We start from the raw sequence: 19,108 nt of genomic DNA on the forward strand, positions 1-19,108 counted from the left end.
AGCCTGACCTCGGCTCCCGATCCGATCCCAAGCAATCGAGTGATTCAGTGTCAGCCCTGCCTGCCGTGGCGGTGATGTAGATGCCCGGCTCGGGCGGGCCTCCGGCCCGCGGTGTCGGCTATTCCTTGCTGGCCAGCGGGCTGTTCGGAGTGATCTTCTACCTCTCGGGCGTGGTCGACGCCTCGCCGGAGGCGGTGTTCGGCTGGCGCATGCTCACCATGACGGCCTGCTACGGCCTCGTGCTGATCAGCCCGGCCGGCCGCCGCTCACTCGCCGAGGTGTGGCGCACCCTCACCCGGGCCTGGTGGATGCCGATGATCTTCGCCACGACGAGCTTCCTGGTTTCCGCGCAGATGTGGCTGTTCAGCTGGGCTCCCGTGCACGGGCATGCCCTCGACGCGTCACTGGGCTACCTGCTGTTGCCGATCGTTCTCGTACTTGTGGGTCGGTTCGGCTTCAAGGAGTCGGTGTCGGGTTTGCAGTGGATGGCGGCCGCCCTGGCGCTGGCCGCGGTGGCGTTGAAAGTGGTTGCCACCAGCGCGGTTTCGTGGGTCACGTTCGCGGTGTGCATCGGGTACGCGCTGTACTTCGGGGTGCGGCGCCGCCTGGGCCTGGACAGCTCCGCTGCGTTCGGTCTCGAGGTTGCGCTGACGGTTCCGGTGTCGGTGCTGCTCATCGTCGTCTGCCGCGGTGCGTCCTCGTGGAGCGGTTACGCGGCCGTGGCGGCGGTAGGGCTCGCGGGAACGGTGGCGATGGCGGCGTACGTCGCCGCCTCGACCCTGCTGAGCATGCCGGTCTTCGGGCTGTTGACCTACGTCGAACCGGTGCTGCTCTTCGGGGTGGCATTGGTGCTCGGTGAGCGGCTGACCGGGCTCGACGTGGTGGTGTACGCACTGCTCGCGGTCGCGCTGACCCTCCTGGCCGTCGGTGGCTTCCGGACCACCGGCCGTAAACCGGCCGAACCCCTGGACGGTAACGACGGTAACGAGGAAGGATGCCGATTACTGGGGGTTGCGCCGAGTCAACTACCCTGGTCGCGAACTACGGGCGTCGTTCGAGAGACCACATCCTGTCTCCCCGACGCGACCGCCGGTACGACAAAGACATCCAGAGAAAGATATCTAGGAGCACAAGAGTGAAGAGCACGGTTGAGCAGTTGAGCCCCACCCGGGTGCGCATCAATGTGGAGGTGCCCTTCACCGAGCTTGAGCCCGATTTCGATCGCGCGTTCAAGGCGCTGGCCCAGCAGGTCCGCCTGCCCGGATTCCGTCCGGGCAAGGCCCCGCGCAAGTTGCTGGAGGCCCGTGTCGGCCGCGGCGCGGTGCTGGAGCAGGTCGTCAACGACGCGCTGCCGAGCCGCTACAGCGAGGCCGTCACGGCCTCCGACGTCAAGCCGCTGGGTCAGCCCGAGATCGAGGTGACCAAGCTGGAGGACGGCCAGGAGCTGGCGTTCACCGCTGAGGTCGACGTGCGTCCCGAGATCACCCTGCCCGAGTTCGACGCGCTCAAGATCACCGTCGACCCGATCCAGGTCGAGGACGACGAGGTCGACGCCGAGCTGCAGTCGCTGCGGGCCCGTTTCGGCACCCTGACCGGCGTCGAGCGTGGTGCGCAGGAAGGCGACTTCGTCTCGATCGACCTGTCGGCCACCGTCGACGGCACCGAGGTGCCCGAGGCCGCCACCGAGGGCCTGTCGCACGAGGTCGGTTCCGGTCAGCTGATCGAGGGCCTCGACGATGCGATCACCGGTCTGAAGGTCGGCGAGTCCAAGGTCTTCACCACCAAGCTGGCCGCCGGTGAGTACGCCGGCCAGGACGCCGACGTGACGGTGACCGTGAAGTCGGTCAAGGAGCGTGAGCTGCCCGAGGCCGACGACGACTTCGCCCAGCTGGCAAGCGAATTCGACACCATCGGCGAGCTCAAGGAGAGCCTCACCGACCAGGTCAAGCGGGTCAAGAGCGTGCAGCAGGCCGAGCAGATCCGCGACAAGGCGATCGAGGCGCTGCTTGAGCAGACCGAGGTTCCGTTGCCGGAGAAGATCGTTCAGGCCCAGATCGACGACGCGCTGCACAACGCGATCCACGGTCTCGACCACGACGAGGACAAGTTCGCCGAGCAGCTGACCGAACAGGGCAGCAGCCGTGAGGAATTCGACGCCGACAACAAGACGAACGCCGAAAAGGCCGTCAAGACCCAGCTTTTGATGGACGCCGTCGCCGACAAGCTCGACATCCAGGTCGGCCAGAACGACCTCACCGAGCGTCTGGTGCTGATGTCACGTCAGTACGGCATCGAGCCCCAGCAGCTGATCCAGATCCTGCAGCAGAACAACCAGCTGCCGGCCATGTTCGCCGACGTGCGTCGCGGCCTGACCATCGCCGCTGTGGTGCACGCCGCCACCGTGACCGACACCGACGGCACCGTGATCGACACCACGGAGTTCTTCGGCCCGGCCGAGGCTGCACAGGCCGAGGGCGAGCAGGACGACGAGTCGGCCGCTGAGTCCGCCGAAACCGACACTGACGCCGCTGAATGACGCTGTGAGCGAACGCGCCCCCGTACGGGAGTGCGTGATGCCCCAGTTTCGTTAGTGTCGTCAGTACCAACGCGTGAGAGAAAGCAGGTATCCAGTCGTGACTGACATGCGTTCGAACGGGAGCGGGTTCAGCCTCGTCGACTCCGTCTATGAGCGCTTGCTTGCCGAGCGCATCATCTTCCTGGGTTCCCAAGTGGACGACGACATCGCCAACAAGCTGTGCGCGCAGATCCTGTTGCTGTCGGCGGAGGATCCGACCAAGGACATCCACCTCTACATCAACTCGCCGGGCGGCTCGATCAGCGCCGGGATGGCCATCTACGACACGATGGTCCTGGCCCCCTGCGATGTCGCCACCTACGCGATGGGCATGGCGGCCTCGATGGGTGAATTCCTGCTCGCCGCGGGCACCAAGGGCAAGCGTCACGCCCTGCCGCACGCCCGGGTCCTGATGCACCAGCCACTCGGTGGCGTCACCGGCAGTGCCGCGGACATCGCCATCCAGGCCGAGCAGTTCCACGTCATCAAGAAGGAAATGTTCCGGCTCAACGCGGAGTTCACCGGCAAGTCCGTCGAGCAGATCGAGGCCGACTCCGACCGTGACCGCTGGTTCACCGCGCAGGAGGCTCTGGAGTACGGCTTCGTCGACCACATCATCACCAGCGCCAACCTCAATGGTTCGGGCCCGACGGCAGGACTGGACAAGTGACCGATCGCATTCATCCGTCATTGGACCCCCGCGTGCAGCCGCAGGCTCGCTACATCCTGCCGTCGTTCATCGAGCACAGCAGCTTCGGTGTCAAGGAATCCAACCCGTACAACAAGCTGTTCGAGGAACGCATCATCTTCCTCGGCGTGCAGGTGGACGACGCGTCGGCCAACGACATCATGGCCCAGCTGCTCGTGCTGGAGTCGCTGGATCCCGACCGTGACATCACGATGTACATCAACTCGCCCGGTGGCTCGTTCACCTCGTTGATGGCGATCTACGACACCATGCAGTACGTGCGTGCCGACATCCAGACGGTGTGCCTCGGTCAGGCCGCCTCGGCCGCTGCGGTGCTGCTGGCCGCGGGTACCCCGGGTAAGCGTCTGGCCCTGCCCAACGCCCGGGTGCTGATCCACCAGCCGTCGCTGGGCGGGGTGATCCAGGGGCAGTTCTCGGACCTGGAGATCCAGGCCGCAGAGATCGAGCGGATGCGCACCCTGATGGAGACCACCCTGGCCCGCCACACCGGCAAGGATCCCGAGCAGGTCCGCAAGGACACCGACCGGGACAAGATCCTCACCGCCGAGCAGGCCAAGGAATACGGGATCATCGACACCGTGTTGGAGTACCGCAAGCTGTCCGCGCAGGCTTAGCGCCACCTTTCGGTGACAACTTGCCGCCTGATGACACACGCCCTGCCCGGTCACTCCGGTGCGGGGCGTGCGTCGTCAGGGCAGCGGCGGGAACCGTGTTGACCTGCGTTTACGCCGGCCTCCGCGAGGCGCCCGGTATCGTTGACCACGATAAATGCCGGGCTAGGACCGTGGCGCTGGACTATTCGTCGGTGTTCCCCAACGACACGCCAAGGACACGGTCAGCGCGCCGACGGGTGACGAGCGGCCAGGAGAGATATGTTCTCCTGCACACGAACAAATACCACCGGAGCGATTCGGCCTTATCGGTCGCACCGCGACGGAACGAACGGGTAGCGTCGGGTTTACGCCCGAGGTAACCGAGCAAGTGGCGTGACGACCGACCTGCGAACAGGAAGTAGGACCTCCCCATATGGCGCGCATCGGAGACGGCGGTGACCTGCTGAAGTGCTCGTTCTGCGGCAAGAGCCAGAAGCAAGTCAAAAAGCTCATTGCGGGTCCGGGCGTGTACATCTGCGACGAGTGCATAGACCTGTGCAACGAGATCATCGAGGAGGAACTCGCCGACGCTGACGACGTCAAGCTCGACGAGCTGCCCAAACCGGCTGAGATCCGGGACTTCCTCGAGGGCTACGTCATCGGTCAGGACACGGCGAAGCGCACGCTGGCCGTGGCCGTCTACAACCACTACAAGCGGATCCAGGCGCAGGAGAAGTCCCGCGACTCCCGCTCCGAGCCCGTCGAGCTGACCAAGTCCAACATCCTGATGCTCGGTCCCACCGGTTGCGGTAAGACCTACCTGGCCCAGACGCTGGCCAAGATGCTCAACGTGCCGTTCGCCATCGCCGACGCCACCGCGCTGACCGAAGCCGGGTATGTGGGCGAGGATGTCGAGAACATTCTGCTCAAGCTGATTCAGGCCGCCGACTACGACGTCAAGCGCGCCGAGACCGGCATCATCTACATCGACGAGGTCGACAAGATCGCCCGTAAGAGCGAGAACCCGTCGATCACCCGCGATGTCTCCGGGGAAGGCGTGCAGCAGGCCCTGCTGAAGATCCTGGAGGGCACCCAGGCCTCGGTTCCGCCGCAGGGCGGGCGCAAGCATCCGCACCAGGAATTCATCCAGATCGACACCACCAACGTGTTGTTCATCGTTGCGGGTGCGTTCGCCGGCCTGGAGAAGATCGTTTCCGACCGCGTCGGCAAGCGTGGTCTGGGCTTCGGTGCCGAGGTGCGCTCCAAGGCCGAGATCGACACCCAGGACCACTTCGCCGAGGTCATGCCCGAGGACCTGATCAAGTTCGGTCTGATCCCCGAGTTCATCGGCCGTCTGCCGGTCGTCGCCTCGGTGACCAACCTGGACAAGGAATCCCTGGTCAAGATCCTCTCGGAGCCCAAGAACGCGCTGGTCAAGCAGTATGTCCGCTTGTTCGAGATGGACGGCGTCGAGCTGGAGTTCACCGACGAGGCCTTGGAGGCCATCGCCGATCAGGCCATCCACCGCGGCACCGGTGCCCGCGGCCTGCGCGCCATCATGGAGGAAGTCCTGCTGCCGGTGATGTACGACATCCCCAGCCGCGACGACGTCGCCAAGGTGGTCGTCACGAAGGAGACCGTGCAGGACAACGTGCTGCCGACCATCGTGCCGCGTAAGCCGTCACGTTCGGAGCGCCGCGACAAGACCGCATAAGTCTCTTCGTCGAGATAGCACTCAGGGTCGTGATCCCAGCCGGATCACGACCCTGAGTGCATTTTCGAGGAGTTCTCAGCGGGTGACGCGATCGGGGCGGGTGTAGATGTTCATCGAGTCGCCGCGCAGGAAGGCCACCAGGGTAAGCCCCGATTGGCTGGCCAGATCGACCGCGAGCGAGGACGGCGCCGAGACGGCGGCCAGGATCGGGATGCCCGCCATCACCGCCTTCTGAGTGAGCTCGAACGAGGCCCGTCCACTCACCAGAAGCACTGTGCCGCTTGACGGAACCCGGTTGTGCTCCAGCGCCCAACCGATGACCTTGTCGACGGCGTTGTGTCTGCCGATGTCCTCACGGACGACGAGCATGGTGCCGTCGACGGTGAACAGCGCCGCCGCGTGCAGGCCGCCGGTGCTGGCGAACACCTTCTGGGCCTCGCGCAGTTTCGCGGGCATCGCCGAGAGCACCGGCGCAGGGACTGTGGACGGGTCATCACCCGGGCAGTGCCTGCTGCTCAGCCGCACCGCCTCCAGCGATGCCTTGCCGCACACCCCGCATGACGAGGTGGTGTAGAAGTTGCGGGTCACGTCGACCTCGGGCTTGGGCACATCCGGGGCCAAGGTCGCGTCGAGAACGTTGTAGGTGTTGACCCCGTCTTCGTCGGCACCCCGGCAGTAGCGCACCGACACCAGGTCCTCGCGCTGTCGGATCAACCCCTCGGTCAGCAGGAACCCTTGGGCCAATTCGACATCGGCGCCGGGTGTCCGCATCGTGACGGTGATGGGAGTGCCGTCGACCCGGATCTCCAGCGGTTCCTCGACCACCAGAGTTTCCGGCCGGGCTTCGGCCGTCGCGCCGGTGACGTGGTGGGCGCGACGCCGGGCGGTCACCCGGCCCACTAGACCTTCTCCAACCGGATGACGACGGCCTTCGATACCGGTGTGTTCGATTTCTCGGCCGTGTGATCAAGCGGGACCAGGGGATTGGTCTCCGGGTAGTAGGCGGCGGCGTTGCCCCTCGGGGTGGAGTACTCGACGATCAGGAAGTCCTTCGCGCGGCGCTCCTGCCCGTCGAACTCCGACACGAGATCCACCCGGTTTCCGGCGGCCAAGCCCATGGCCTGGAGGTCGGCGGGGTTGACAAACACCACCCGGCGGCCACCCTTCACACCGCGGTAGCGGTCGTCCAGGCCGTAGATGGTGGTGTTGTACTGGTCGTGGCTGCGCAGGGTCTGCAACACCAGGCGGCCCTGCGGTACCTGCACCCATTCCAGCGGCTGCACCGAGAAGTTGGCTTTACCTGTGGTGGTGCGGAATTCGCGGGAATCGCGGGGCGGGTGGGGCAACTGGAATCCGTCGGGTTGACGCACCTTGCGGTTGTAGTCCTCGCAGCCGGGCACCACATCGGCGATGGCGTCACGGATGCGGTCGTAGTCGCCGTTGAACTGCTCCCACGGCACCGGGTGCTCCGGGCCCAGCAGTTCGCGGGCCAGCTGACAGACGATCGCGACCTCGCTGCGCAGGTGCTCGCTCGGCGGGGTCAGGCTGCCGCGGGACAGGTGCACCATCGACATCGAATCCTCGACGGACACCATCTGTTTTCCGCCGGCCTGGAAATCCTTGTCGGTGCGGCCCAGCGTGGGCAGGATGAGCGCGGTGCGGCCGTGGACCAGGTGACTGCGGTTCAGCTTCGTCGAAATCTGAACGGTCAGAGCGCAACTGCGTAGTCCGGCCTCGGTGACCTCGGTGTCGGGGGTGGCCGAGACGAAGTTGCCGCCCATTCCGATGAACACCTTGGCGCGGCCGTCGCGCATCGCGCGGATCGCATCGACGGTGTCGTAGCCGGGCTTGCGGGGGCTGGAGATGCCGAACCTGCCGTCCAGCGCAGCCAGAAACTTCTCGGGCATCTTCTCCCAGATGCCCATGGTGCGGTCGCCCTGCACGTTGGAGTGCCCGCGCACCGGACACACTCCGGCGCCCGGCTTGCCGATCATGCCTCGCATGAACAGCAGGTTGGTGGCCTCGCCGATGGTGGCCACGGCGTGGCGGTGCTGGGTCAGGCCCATCGCCCAGCAGATCACCGTGCGCTGCGAGGCGATCAGCATGTCGGCGACCCGGCGCAGTTGAGTCTCGTCGATACCGCTGGCCTCGGTCACGGTGGCGAGGTCGACCGCGCGGGTCTGCCGGGCGTAGTCGTCGAAGCCTGCGCAATGGGCGTCGATGAAGTCCCGGTCCAACACCGTGCCCGGCGCCGCCTCCTCGGCTTCGAGTAGCAACCGGCCCAGGCCGGCGAACAGAGCCATGTCGCCACCGAGGCGGATCTGGACGAATTCGTCGGCGATCGGGATTCCGTGCCCGACCACACCGTGCACCTTCTGCGGGTCCTTGAACCGGATCAGGCCGGCCTCGGGCAGAGGGTTGATCGCAACGATCTTGGCGCCGTTGGCTTTTGCCTTCTCCAGGACCGACAGCATGCGGGGGTGGTTGGTGCCGGGATTCTGCCCGGCAATCAGGATCAGATCGGCCTCGGTGACGTCCTCGACCGTGACCGAACCCTTGCCGATGCCGATCGACTCGGTCAGTGCCGTGCCCGAGGATTCGTGACACATGTTCGAGCAGTCCGGCAGGTTGTTGGTGCCGAAGCTGCGGACCATCAGTTGGTAGAGGAACGCCGCTTCGTTGCTGGTGCGCCCGGACGTGTAGAACAGCGCCTCGTCCGGAGTGGCCAGCGCATTGAGATGTTCGGCGATCAACCGGTAGGCGTCGTCCCACTCGATGGGCCGGTAGTGCGACTCGCCGGGCGCGAGCACCATCGGCTGGGCGAGTCGGCCCTGCTGGGACAGCCAGTACTCGGGTTTGGTCTCGAGTTCGGCGATGGTGTGCCGGGCGAAAAACTCCGGCGTCACGATGCGCTTGGTGGCTTCCTCGGCAACCGCCTTTGCGCCGTTCTCGCAGAACTCGGCCAGCTTGCGGCCACCGTGCTCCTCGGGCCAGGCGCAACCCGGGCAGTCGAACCCGTGCCGCTGATTGAGCTTGGTCAACGCGGCGGCGGTGCGCAGCGGGCCCATCTGCTCGAACCCGCGCTGCATGCTGACCAGGACTGCCTTGACGCCGGCTGCCTCGTCTTTGGCGCCGGTGCTGATGACGTGGTGCTCGTCGTAATCGGCATCGATGTCTCTGGCGCTGGTCATGAACCCAATCTAGTCCCCGAAAACGGCCGGACCCGCCGCTTGGCGGGCCTCCATATTCGATATTTCACATGCAGTGATAGATGCTTTCTATCGAACGGCGAAGAATGCGGGGAGCCATGGCGAGCGATGTGCTGCTACAGCAGCTCGACTACCTGCTGGCGCTCGCGACCGAGCGGCATTTCGGCCGGGCGGCCGCACGATGTCACGTGAGTCAACCGACGCTGTCGGTGGCGATCCAGCGACTCGAGCGCGAGCTGGGCATTGTCATCGTGCAGCGGGGACAGCGGTTCGAAGGGTTCACCGAAGAGGGGCAGCGGGTCGTGACGTGGGCCCAGCGGATCGTCGCGGAACGCGATGACATGCTCGCCGACATCGACCGGATGCGCGGACGGTTGACCGTCACGGCCCGGATCGGTGCGATACCGACGGCGGTGCCGACGGGTCCGTTCATCACCACGGAGTTTCTGCGCCGCAATCCGGCGGCGTCGGTGCGCTTCGAGGCCTTGTCATCCCGCGAGATCGCCCGGCGGCTGGCCGATTTCGAGATCGACGCCGGGTTGACGTATCTCGACGACGAAGCCCCGCCCGGTACGCGGTCGGTGGAGATGTACCGGGAGTGCTATGTCCTGGTGGCACCGGCCGATCATGCGTTGATGAGTCAGCCGGAGATCGCGTGGGCGGACGCAGCTGGTCTGCAGCTCTGCGTACTGACCACCACGATGCGCAACCGGCGCATCCTCGATGCCAACATGGCCGCCGAAGGAGTGCGGTATCGGCCTGTGGTGGAGGCGGATTCGGTCGACGCGCTGTATGCGCACCTGACGAACTCGCCGCGCGCGACCATCGCCTCCACTGCATGGTTACCCCAGCTGGGAGTGCCTCCGGGTTTCGCCGCGAGGCCGATGGTGCAGCACGGTCCGCGCCCGGCGATCGGACTCGTGGTGCTCGACCGTGCGCCCGCCTCGATCGTGGCCGCGGCGCTCGTCGAGGTGGCCGCCGATCTCGACCTCGGGAGTCGCCTCGACGGCGGGTGGGAGGAGACGGGGCAGACGGGCGCCGGGCCCGTGTAAGCCGCTGTGGAGCCTGCCGGCTCAGCCGGGCTCTGCGGTGGGGGCGGGTTGGGCCTTGACCGGAGGGGTGGCGGCAGGTGTGTCTGGTGCCGATGGCGGTACGGATTGGGTGACGGTCTCACCGAAGTGCATGGTGGGTTCGGCTGCGGGCACGGACATTTCGGGTGCGGTGTCGAGCTGGGTCGTTTCGAGGCCCACTACGGCCATGGCTGCTACTGCTGCAAATCCGGCGGTACAGAGGAGAAGCTTGATTCTCGAATCCATGCGCATTTCGCAATACCCTTCATCGTCACATCGGTTGCCTATGTGTTCTCCAATGCGCATCCGCCGCGGGGCATTCCATATCAGCGGGTGAGACCTGGGTCACATTTTGATCTCGGGTCGGGGATCGGGTGGGGCCGACGAGCAGGGCGACTGCTCTGACCGGGAGACTTCATCCATGCCACGAGAGCTAGCCGCCGGGGTGACCGTGCTCGGCAACCTCGCGATCGACATCATCAACGGGGCACCGCCGAGCCCGGGGGGATGTGCCTCGTTCGCCGGAGTGGCCCTGCAGGCCGCGGGCGGTCCCGGCCGGATCGTCGCAATGGGTGCGGAACGTGATTATGTCCTGTTCGACGGGCTTCGCACGCGGTTCGGCTCGCTGGTCCAGATCCTGCCCTCGGAGGAGACGAGTTCGTTCAGCCTCGACTACGACGACACCGATCACCGGCACATGGGCGTGCGGTCGATCGGGCCGGTGTGGACGGCCGCGGACATCGAGGTGGCCGATCCAGCGACGACGTGGGTGCACCTGGCTCCGTTGCTGCGCACCGATTTCCCGGCCGAGACGCTCGCTGCCCTGGCGGCACGTGGCCACCGGGTCGCCTATGACGGGCAAGGTCTGGTGCGGGCCGACCGATTGGGGCCGCTGGTCGAGGATCGTCACTTTGCCGCAGACCAGCTCGTCAACGTCGACATCCTCAAACTCGCCGAGGACGAGGCGGTGATCGTCGCAGACGGGGTGTTCGACGAATCGGCCGCAGAACGACTCGGTGTCGCGGAGATCCTGGTGACCTACGGCTCCGAGGGGTGTGACATCTACATCGACGGCGCCGTGCAGCGGGTCCCGGCCGCCTGGCGGGTGCTGGATGTCCAGACCACGGGGGCGGGGGACATGTTCACCGCCTGTTACGTCGCACACCGCGCGGCGGGGCACGATCCGCATCGCGCCGCGGAGGCGGCGAGCGCACTCGTGGCGGGGGAGTTGGACAAGCGGGTGCACGCCGATCGTGGGTAGTTGGCCGCAGGGGTTAGACTCGACAGGTGTCAAGTTCGTGCTTGCCGGTGCTAGCGGAGAGCTACCGGCCAGTAGCCTTTTCCTTAGAGAATGACATTCTCCTAAACGTGACGAAAACCACAGTTTTGTCTCAAATGGGGCTTGTTCACGTCGGTGAACAGCATCTTCGTCGGGATCTCACCCGCGTGTCGGGGCCCAACGGGGTGAAGCGCAGCCTAAGAGCAGTGCAATAATCGGTACTGGTAGTGACATCAAAATTCGGTGGACGTTCGATCCGGCGGCAGGTTACGAGACAGCGGCCCGGAAAGACGTGGTCAAAGCAGTGTGAAAGGCGGTAGCCGTGGGTGAGAACGGCAACGGCAATGGCGCCGCGCCGCGGCAGAAGCTCGAGAAGGTCGTCATCCGCTTCGCCGGCGACTCCGGCGACGGTATGCAGCTGACCGGTGACCGCTTCACTTCTGAAGCTGCACTGTTCGGCAACGACTTGGCCACCCAGCCGAATTACCCGGCCGAGATCCGCGCGCCACAGGGCACCCTGCCCGGTGTGTCGTCGTTCCAGATCCAGATCGCCGACTACGACATCCTCACCGCCGGTGACCGCCCCGACGTGCTCGTGGCCATGAACCCCGCCGCGCTCAAGGCCAATGTCTCGGATCTGCCCCGCGGCGGTCTGATCATCGCCAACTCCGATGAATTCACCAAGCGCAACCTCGCCAAGGTCGGGTACGACAGCAATCCGCTAGAGGATGACACGTTGTCGGACTACGTGGTGACGTCCGTCGCGATGACGACGCTGACCCTGGGCGCCGTCGAGGCGATCGGCGCGACCAAGAAGGACGGCCAGCGCGCCAAGAACATGTTCGCCCTCGGTCTGCTGTCGTGGATGTACGGCCGCGAGCTCGAGCACAGCGAGGGGTTCATCCGCGAGAAGTTCTCCCGCAAGCCCGACGTGGCCGAGGCCAACGTCCTGGCGCTGAAGGCCGGCTGGAACTACGGCGAGACCACCGAGGCGTTCGCCACCACCTACGAGGTGTCGCCGGCGAAGCTCAAGTCCGGTGAATACCGCCAGATCTCGGGCAACACCGCGCTGGCCTACGGCATCGTGGCCGCCGGACACCTGGCCGAAATCCAGGTGGTGCTCGGCACCTACCCGATCACCCCGGCGTCGGACATCCTCCATGAGCTGTCCAAGCACAAGAACTTCAACGTCCTGACCTTCCAGGCCGAGGACGAGATCGCCGGCATCGGCGCCGCCATCGGCGCCTCCTACGGCGGTGCGCTGGGTGTCACCAGCACCTCGGGCCCGGGCGTCTCGCTGAAGTCCGAGGCGATCGGCCTGGCCGTGATGACCGAATTGCCGTTGCTCATCGTCGATGTGCAGCGCGGTGGCCCGTCGACGGGACTGCCGACCAAGACCGAGCAGGCCGACCTGCTGCAGGCGCTGTTCGGCCGCAACGGCGAGTCGCCGGTCGCCGTCCTGGCGCCGAAGTCGCCGTCGGACTGCTTCGACATCGCCGTGGAGGCCTCGCGGATCGCGATCGACTACCACACCCCGGTCATCATCCTGTCCGACGGTGCGATCGCCAACGGCTCTGAGCCCTGGCAGATCCCGGACATCAGCACCTACCCGGCGATCGAGCACAACTTCGCCAAGTCCGGCGAGCCCTTCGCGCCGTACGCCCGCGACCCCGAGACCCTGGCCCGCCAGTTCGCGGTGCCCGGTACCCCCGGTCTGGAGCACCGGATCGGCGGCCTTGAGGCCGCCAACGGTTCGGGCAACATTTCCTACGAGCCCAAGAACCACGACCTGATGGTGCGGTTGCGCCAGGAGAAGATCGCCGGCATCACGGTGCCCGATCTGGAGGTCGACGACCCCACGGGGGACGCCGAACTGCTGATGCTGGGCTGGGGGAGCAGCTACGGCCCCATCGGTGAGGCGTGCCGGCGCGCCCGGCGCAAGGGCATCAAGGTGGCCCAGGCCCATCTGCGCCACCTCAATCCCTTCCCGGCCAATCTCGGGGAGGTGCTGCGCCGCTACCCGAAGGTGGTGGTGCCGGAGATGAACCTCGGTCAGCTGGCGCTGCTGCTGCGCGGCAAGTACCTGGTCGACGTCCAGTCGGTGACCAAGGTGGAGGGCATGGCCTTCCTCGCCGACGAGGTCGAGGGCATCATCGATGCGGCGCTGGACGGCACGCTCGGTGAGAAGGAAGCGGACAAGGCCAAGTTCGCGAGACTGGCGGCAGCCACCATCGAGGAACCAACTGAGTCGAATGCTGTGGGAGCGAACGCATGACTGACCTGATCGGCGCAGACCTGGGGCTGACAGATGCTCTGACCAAGAACGCCCTGGTGCCCACCACCGACCAGCCGCAGAAGGGCAAGGACTTCACCAGTGACCAGGAGGTCCGCTGGTGCCCCGGTTGCGGTGACTACGTCATCCTCAACACCATCCGCAACTTCCTGCCGGAGTTGGGCCTCAAGCGCGAGAACATCGCGTTCATCAGCGGAATCGGCTGCTCCAGCCGATTCCCGTACTACCTGGAGACCTACGGGTTCCACTCGATCCACGGGCGCGCCCCGACCATCGCGACCGGCCTGGCGCTGGCCCGTCCTGACCTGTCGGTGTGGGTCGTCACCGGCGACGGTGACTCGCTGTCGATCGGTGGTAACCACCTGATCCACGCGTTGCGCCGCAACATCAACATCACGATCCTGCTGTTCAACAACCGGATCTACGGCTTGACCAAGGGGCAGTACTCGCCGACCTCGGAGGTCGGCAAGGTCACCAAGTCCACTCCGATGGGCTCCCTGGACTACCCGTTCAACCCGGTATCGCTGGCACTGGGCGCCGAGGCCACGTTCGTCGGCCGCGCTCTGGACTCCGACCGCAAGGGCCTGTCCGAGGTGCTGCGCGGCGCGGCCGAGCACCGCGGTGCCGCGCTCGTCGAGATCATGCAGGATTGCCCGATCTTCAACGACGGATCGTTCGACGCGCTGCGCAAGGAAGGCGCCGAGGAGCGGCTGATCAACGTCAGCCACGGTGAGCCGATCAAGTTCGGCACCGATGGCGAGTACTGCGTGGTCAAGTCCGGGTACGGCCTCGAGGTCGCCAAGACGGCCGAGGTCGCAGCCGAGGACATCGTGGTCCACAACGCCGAGATCGACGATCCCGCTTACGCTTTCGCACTGTCGCGCTTGAGCGAGCAGAACCTCGATCACATGGTGATGGGCATCTTCCGGAAGGTCAGCCGACCCACCTACGACGACGCCGCGCGTCAGCAGGTCAACACGGCCATCGAATCCAAGCCCCATGACACCGCAGCTCTGCAATCCTTGCTGCGTGGCAAAGACACCTGGACTGTCGACTGATCGCACTGACCTCGTCGACCGACACGAACTGAGCACAGCCCCGCTCGCCGCGGTAGTTCTGGCGGGCGGGGCTTCGCGCCGCATGGGGCGCGACAAGGCGACGCTGCCGTTCGACGGCTCGACGATGGTCGAGCATGTGATCGCCGCCGTGAGTAGGCGGTGTTCACCGGTGTTTGTGATCGCCGCGCCCGGCCAGCCGCTGCCCGAATTGAGCGCCGAGGTGTTGCGCGACGAGGTGCGCGGGGTCGGACCGCTGGTGGCGACGGGCCGTGGGTTGCGGGCCGTCGCCGAGGCCGGCCTGGACCACGCGTTCGTCTGCGCGGTCGACATGCCGTATCTGACGACCGACCTGATCGACGTCCTGGCCGCCTCCGCCGAGCGGGTACCCGCCGACATCGTGCTGCCCTGGGACGGCAGGACTCACTACCTGGCGGGGGTCTACCGCAGTGCGCTTACCTCGAAGATCTCCGCCCTGGTGCACGACGGCCGGCGCAGCATGCGGGCGCTGGCCGAGTCCGTCGACACGCAGCAGATCGTGATGGCACCGCAGCGCGCGCTCACCAATGTCAACACCGCGGGCGACCTGGCCGGAGCCTGAAACTAATGGTCGGATACGGCGCAGCAAATTGCGAATTCGCACTGGAACTCGACGCAATTTACCGTTTCGAGATAATTGACCGGTTATTCAACCGTATTCGGGCCTCCAGGGGCCGGGTCAATTCAGGAAACGTCATCAGCAGGTGAACGCCAGGCTGGAGCGAAAGTTGCTGGTGTTCAATAGAATCCATCGTTCTGCGTAGCGCGGAAACTCCTCCCGTTATTCGCTCCGGCATGTGTTCAGTCTGTCTAAATTTGTACCAAAAGACTCCTGACCGCTCAGTTTGTCGGAGGCGGCCGACTCTGGGTCGCGCCGGAGAGTTGGCCGAGTGGACTGACGATTCTGCTGGTGTCAGCGAAAAGTCTTGTAGTTCATTAGTTTTGACCCACCAGTTACCATCCGGACGGCCATCGGGCGCGCTGCGGTTCGGCCCGGTTGCGCTGACATGCGGGCGCGATATCCCTTGTGCACCAGGGTGATCCGACGTCCGACCGGGTTGTGAGAGTTCTGCGTCTGCAGCGAACAGAATCGCTCGGCGAAGCGCTGGATGACACTCGTCGATGGCATCTACCTGCACATTTGTTGTCTCAGGCGTTGTTTGCTCGCGATGTCGGACCCGAATCAAGTGGGCCAGTTCACAAAAAATGCGTGATCTGCCTCACGTTCTGTTTACGTCGATCACGAAACGGTAACGACGGCCATCCCGCGCTGACCTGCACAAACGATTCGTTCAGTGTCTCGTTATCTGTCCGTGATATTTCCGCGATCGCTTCTACATCGAGATGACTTCTGTTCGAGACCTTTGTACGGTCCAAAGCGTCTCCGACACGGAGCAAATAATTTCAACACCAAGAACCTGCGTGTGAGTGGGGCCGCGGTGGCGATTACGCCCGATGCGGGGGCCTGGGTCTGACCCCGGGCCGGGCACTGTGGCCCTCCCTTTCGTGCCTGACCGAGACGGCGCGAACCAACCCTTCCGGCCTGGATTCAGGCTGCCGCACCCGCCTTGCGCGGGTGTTGATGGTGCGCGCTTGGCGAGAGGAATCAAGTGAAGAACATCCGCAAGACGTTTGGGCTGGGCATCATCGCCGGAGCGCTCGCTGTCGCTCCCATGGCACTGGGTGCCGGTACCGCCAATGCGGACAGCGTCAACTGGGACGCCGTCGCCGCCTGCGAGTCGGGTGGCAACTGGGCGATCAACACCGGTAACGGGTACTACGGTGGCCTGCAGTTCAACATGGGCACCTGGCGCGCCAACGGTGGTTCCGGTTCGCCGCATCAGGCTTCGCGCTCGGAGCAGATCCGGGTCGCCGAGAACGTCCTGCGCAGCCAGGGCATCGGCGCGTGGCCGGTGTGCGGCAAGCGCGGCTAATACGCGCTACCGACAACTTGATATGGAGCGGTGCCGGGCAGTAGCCCGGCACCGCTTCTGTTTCATCAGAAAGCCCTCCGGTTACTCCAGTACCGGCAACCTCTGAAAAAACTTCAGCCACCCCTGTAACGCGTGACCTTGGTCACACGAACCCATTAGTGACCGCACAGTTGCACGAACGTGATCAGCATCTGCAGCGGTCCTGGTGTCAAAGGTCGGGGAAGGGCCGTGAGATGACCATACGAAGTGCGTTGACCAGGACTTTCTGGATTACGACGGCGTCGGCGGGCGTCCTGCTGACGCCCCTGTTCGCAGGCACTGCGACCGCCGGTGCGGACACGGTGAACTGGGACGCCATCGCCGATTGCGAATCGGGCGGCAACTGGTCCATCGACACCGGTAACGGCGCCTACGGCGGTTTGCAGTTCAAACCCACCACCTGGGCCGCGCACGGCGGCACCGGTTCGCCTGCCTCAGCCTCCCGGGAGGAGCAGATCAGGGTCGCCGAGAACGTCCTGGCCACCCAGGGGATCGGGGCCTGGCCGACATGCGGCCCCCGCGGCGGGATGCCGACCGGCTGGGCGGCGCCCAGTGCACCGACCGGCTGTCAGGCCGTGCGCTCCGGGGCGGTGCTGGGCATCTTCGATCTGCGTCGGATCTGCACGACGTTCCTGGACCCGCTGGGCGCGTTCGGAGTGCCGCACTGAGCTCAACGCACCGGGGTGAATGCCCCGCGCCCGGCGATTGAGGCCAGATGTCGGGTCAGCACGAACTCCGGCACCAGTACGGACGCCCGGGTGGCCGCGGCGCTGAGTGCCGGCGGGCGCAGGTTCACCAACCGTCCGACCAGTTCGGCCTCCCGCACGATGGTCATGACCCGCCTGCGCCGCATTGTCGCGAACCGGGAGAACGCGCTGCCCAGATCGGGCTCGCCGGCCGCGAGGGCGGCGAGCGTGGCCGCATCCTCCAGCCCCTGGCAGCCGCCCTGGCCCAGATGCGGGCGCATCGGATGGGCCGCGTCCCCGGCGATCACTGCGCGGCCGCGCGACCAGATGCGGGCGGGGGCACGGTCGTAGAGGTCGTTCCGGAGCACATCGTTCGGATCGGTTGCGTCCAGCAGGGTCGGGATCGGTTCCGACCACGCCGCGAAGTGCCGCTTCAGGTGGGCCAGCTCGCCATCAGGCGTGGTCTGGCCGCGCGGCGCGCGCTGGGTGGCGAACCAATAGGTGTGGTCGTCGCCGAGCGGCACATGTCCGACCTGTGAGCCGGCACCCAGCGTCTCGCCCGACAGATCGGGATCGAGCGGGCAGTCGGCCACGGCGCGCCACGCGGTGTAGCCGGTGTAGCGGCGGGGCAGCGGTCCGTTCAGATGTCTGGCCACCACTGAGTCGACGCCGTCGGCGCCGACCAGGCCGGCCGCCTCGCGGACCGTGCCGTCGGTGAAGGTGACCCGCACCTCCGAGGCGCCGATCTCGACCTTGTCGGCGGCGAGCTCGTAGTGGACCGTGCCCGGCACGAGTGCGCCCGTGAGAATTTCGGTCAGGGCGGCGCGCCTGATCACCACCAGCGGTTCGCCCAGCGCCCGGGTGAACCGCTGTGCCTCCGGCCGGCGCAACCAAGCTCCGCCGGCCCGACGCAGCGCTCCGGTGGTCACTCGGCCTCCCGCGCCGCGGACCTGATCGCCGAGACCGATCTCATCGAGTGCGGCCAGCGCGTTGGGCCACAGGCTGATTCCCGCGCCGGGAGTGACGTCGCGGCGGGCCTCTGCCACGGATACGTCGAACCCCTGCTGCTGCAATGCGACTGCGGTGGCCAGGCCGGTGATACCGGCACCGACGACCAGGACGGACTGTGCCATCGGTCGAATCTAACGGGTGGGATGAGGTGGCTCGCCGTGACCGGAGTTGGGATCGGTAGCCTTCCAGCGTCTGCACAGTCTTTGTACAGATTCCCGCGCCCGAAGTGCCGGGCCAGAACACAGTCAGAGGACCCGATGAAACTCACCCGCTTCGGTATCGCGCTTGGCGCCACACTGATTGCTGCTTCCGCATTGAGCGGTTGCTCGAAGGCCACCGAGCTCCGGGATGCGGCCGCCGGGGCAGCCGAGAAGGTTGTCTCCTCGGGTACCGAGAAGATCACCGAAGCGGTCTCGGGCAATCTGTTCACCGCCGAGGGCATCGACAACGCCTTGGCGGCGATCGGCGAAAAGGTCGGCGCCAACCCGATGCAGGTGGTCGATGTCGTGATCACCCCGGGTGTCATCAAGGTCGAGGCAGTCGATCCCAAGGCCCCGACCGAGCTCAACGAATGGAGTTACACGTCCGGCGCGGTCGCGCCGTCGCGCCCCATCGACTACGACGACGACACCGAGGCGTTGCAGCAGAATCTGTTCGCCACCTCCGACGTGCCGAGCAGCGCGATCGCCGCGGCGATCGATGGCGCCGTGGCGGCGAGTGAGATTGCCGACGGCAAGGTCCAGACGGTGAGCATCAAGCGCAACATCCCGTTCGACGAGAACGTGGTCATGTTCATCAACGTCCAGGGCGAGCGCAGCAGCAAGCAGGTTCGAGCCGACGTCACCGGCAAGATCACCGAAGTGGTCTGACCCACCGGGAACAGCGTTGCCACGCGGCCCGTA

Annotated in this window: 17 protein-coding genes; 13 read left to right on the forward strand and 4 right to left on the reverse strand. The window is 65.8% G+C overall.

Going from position 1 to position 19,108, the window contains the following annotated elements; translation table 11 throughout:
• Positions 1–80: 80 nt before the first annotated feature.
• The 5 genes from AC4LGL_RS25830 to clpX all read left to right on the forward strand — a co-directional run bounded on the left by AC4LGL_RS25830 (position 81) and on the right by clpX (position 5,591).
• Positions 81–1,139, forward strand: coding sequence for an EamA family transporter (locus AC4LGL_RS25830; RefSeq protein WP_491841239.1), 1,059 nt, complete (start codon positions 81–83; stop codon positions 1,137–1,139).
• Complete coding sequence (gene tig / locus AC4LGL_RS25835) at positions 1,136–2,536, forward strand: trigger factor (RefSeq protein ID WP_491841240.1); 1,401 nt, start codon at positions 1,136–1,138, stop codon at positions 2,534–2,536. The genes AC4LGL_RS25830 and tig overlap by 4 nt, the downstream gene beginning before the upstream one ends.
• A 106-nt stretch (positions 2,537–2,642) precedes the next feature.
• Positions 2,643–3,245, forward strand: a complete 603-nt coding sequence (locus AC4LGL_RS25840) for an ATP-dependent Clp protease proteolytic subunit (protein WP_019345228.1) — start codon at positions 2,643–2,645, stop codon at positions 3,243–3,245.
• Between the two features lie 20 nt (positions 3,246–3,265).
• Positions 3,266–3,898, forward strand: coding sequence for an ATP-dependent CLP protease proteolytic subunit ClpP2 (gene clpP2 / locus AC4LGL_RS25845; RefSeq protein ID WP_491841401.1), 633 nt, complete (start codon positions 3,266–3,268; stop codon positions 3,896–3,898).
• Positions 3,899–4,310: 412 nt separating this feature from the next.
• Entirely contained in the window at positions 4,311–5,591 is a 1,281-nt protein-coding gene (gene clpX / locus AC4LGL_RS25850; protein ID WP_055115613.1) for an ATP-dependent Clp protease ATP-binding subunit ClpX, read from the forward strand.
• Positions 5,592–5,666: 75 nt separating this feature from the next.
• Here clpX and fdhD read toward each other — a convergent pair whose 3' ends face one another.
• Together fdhD and AC4LGL_RS25860 are read right to left on the reverse strand one after the other, a co-directional pair.
• On the reverse strand, positions 5,667–6,491 hold the full coding sequence (gene fdhD, locus AC4LGL_RS25855) for a formate dehydrogenase accessory sulfurtransferase FdhD (protein ID WP_491841241.1): 825 nt from the start codon (positions 6,489–6,491) through the stop codon (positions 5,667–5,669).
• The gene (locus AC4LGL_RS25860; RefSeq protein WP_491841242.1) at positions 6,491–8,782 is read right to left on the reverse strand and encodes an FdhF/YdeP family oxidoreductase; all 2,292 of its coding nucleotides are present in this window, start codon (positions 8,780–8,782) and stop codon (positions 6,491–6,493) included. The genes fdhD and AC4LGL_RS25860 overlap by 1 nt, the downstream gene beginning before the upstream one ends.
• Positions 8,783–8,898: 116 nt before the next feature.
• Between AC4LGL_RS25860 and AC4LGL_RS25865 the strand changes: the two genes are divergently transcribed.
• Positions 8,899–9,852 (forward strand): LysR family transcriptional regulator, encoded by a 954-nt coding sequence (locus AC4LGL_RS25865; protein WP_491841243.1) that lies wholly within the window; start codon positions 8,899–8,901, stop codon positions 9,850–9,852.
• Between the two features lie 21 nt (positions 9,853–9,873).
• On the opposite strand, the gene AC4LGL_RS25870 is transcribed toward AC4LGL_RS25865, so the two are convergent.
• Entirely contained in the window at positions 9,874–10,059 is a 186-nt protein-coding gene (locus AC4LGL_RS25870) for a hypothetical protein (protein ID WP_491841244.1), read from the reverse strand.
• Positions 10,060–10,315: 256 nt separating this feature from the next.
• On the opposite strand from AC4LGL_RS25870, the gene AC4LGL_RS25875 reads away from it, so the two are divergent.
• From AC4LGL_RS25875 to AC4LGL_RS25900, 6 genes are all read left to right on the forward strand, one after another.
• Positions 10,316–11,131 carry a PfkB family carbohydrate kinase gene (locus AC4LGL_RS25875; protein ID WP_491841402.1) on the forward strand — a complete coding sequence of 272 codons (816 nt, stop codon included), beginning with the start codon at positions 10,316–10,318 and terminating at the stop codon, positions 11,129–11,131.
• A gap of 340 nt (positions 11,132–11,471) precedes the next feature.
• On the forward strand, positions 11,472–13,424 hold the full coding sequence (locus AC4LGL_RS25880; protein ID WP_491841245.1) for a 2-oxoacid:acceptor oxidoreductase subunit alpha: 1,953 nt from the start codon (positions 11,472–11,474) through the stop codon (positions 13,422–13,424).
• Positions 13,421–14,500: a 2-oxoacid:ferredoxin oxidoreductase subunit beta gene (locus tag AC4LGL_RS25885; RefSeq protein ID WP_055115600.1), complete on the forward strand. Its 1,080-nt coding sequence runs from the start codon at positions 13,421–13,423 to the stop codon at positions 14,498–14,500. The genes AC4LGL_RS25880 and AC4LGL_RS25885 overlap by 4 nt, the downstream gene beginning before the upstream one ends.
• Positions 14,472–15,098, forward strand: coding sequence for a molybdenum cofactor guanylyltransferase (gene mobA, locus AC4LGL_RS25890; protein ID WP_491841246.1), 627 nt, complete (start codon positions 14,472–14,474; stop codon positions 15,096–15,098). Before AC4LGL_RS25885 ends, mobA begins: the two co-directional genes overlap by 29 nt.
• Before the next feature lie 1,048 nt (positions 15,099–16,146).
• Positions 16,147–16,470, forward strand: a complete 324-nt coding sequence (locus AC4LGL_RS25895) for a transglycosylase family protein (RefSeq protein ID WP_055115595.1) — start codon at positions 16,147–16,149, stop codon at positions 16,468–16,470.
• 233 nt (positions 16,471–16,703) lie between these two features.
• Positions 16,704–17,177 carry a transglycosylase family protein gene (locus AC4LGL_RS25900; RefSeq protein ID WP_491841247.1) on the forward strand — a complete coding sequence of 158 codons (474 nt, stop codon included), beginning with the start codon at positions 16,704–16,706 and terminating at the stop codon, positions 17,175–17,177.
• Positions 17,178–17,179: 2 nt separating this feature from the next.
• Here AC4LGL_RS25900 and AC4LGL_RS25905 read toward each other — a convergent pair whose 3' ends face one another.
• The gene (locus tag AC4LGL_RS25905) at positions 17,180–18,328 is read right to left on the reverse strand and encodes an FAD-dependent oxidoreductase (RefSeq protein ID WP_491841248.1); all 1,149 of its coding nucleotides are present in this window, start codon (positions 18,326–18,328) and stop codon (positions 17,180–17,182) included.
• A 135-nt stretch (positions 18,329–18,463) separates the two neighbouring features.
• Here AC4LGL_RS25905 and AC4LGL_RS25910 point away from each other — a divergent pair, with 135 nt between their 5' ends.
• The gene (locus AC4LGL_RS25910; RefSeq protein WP_491841249.1) at positions 18,464–19,075 is read left to right on the forward strand and encodes a hypothetical protein; all 612 of its coding nucleotides are present in this window, start codon (positions 18,464–18,466) and stop codon (positions 19,073–19,075) included.
• Positions 19,076–19,108 lie beyond the last annotated feature (33 nt).

This window comes from Mycolicibacterium arcueilense (assembly GCF_058536225.1).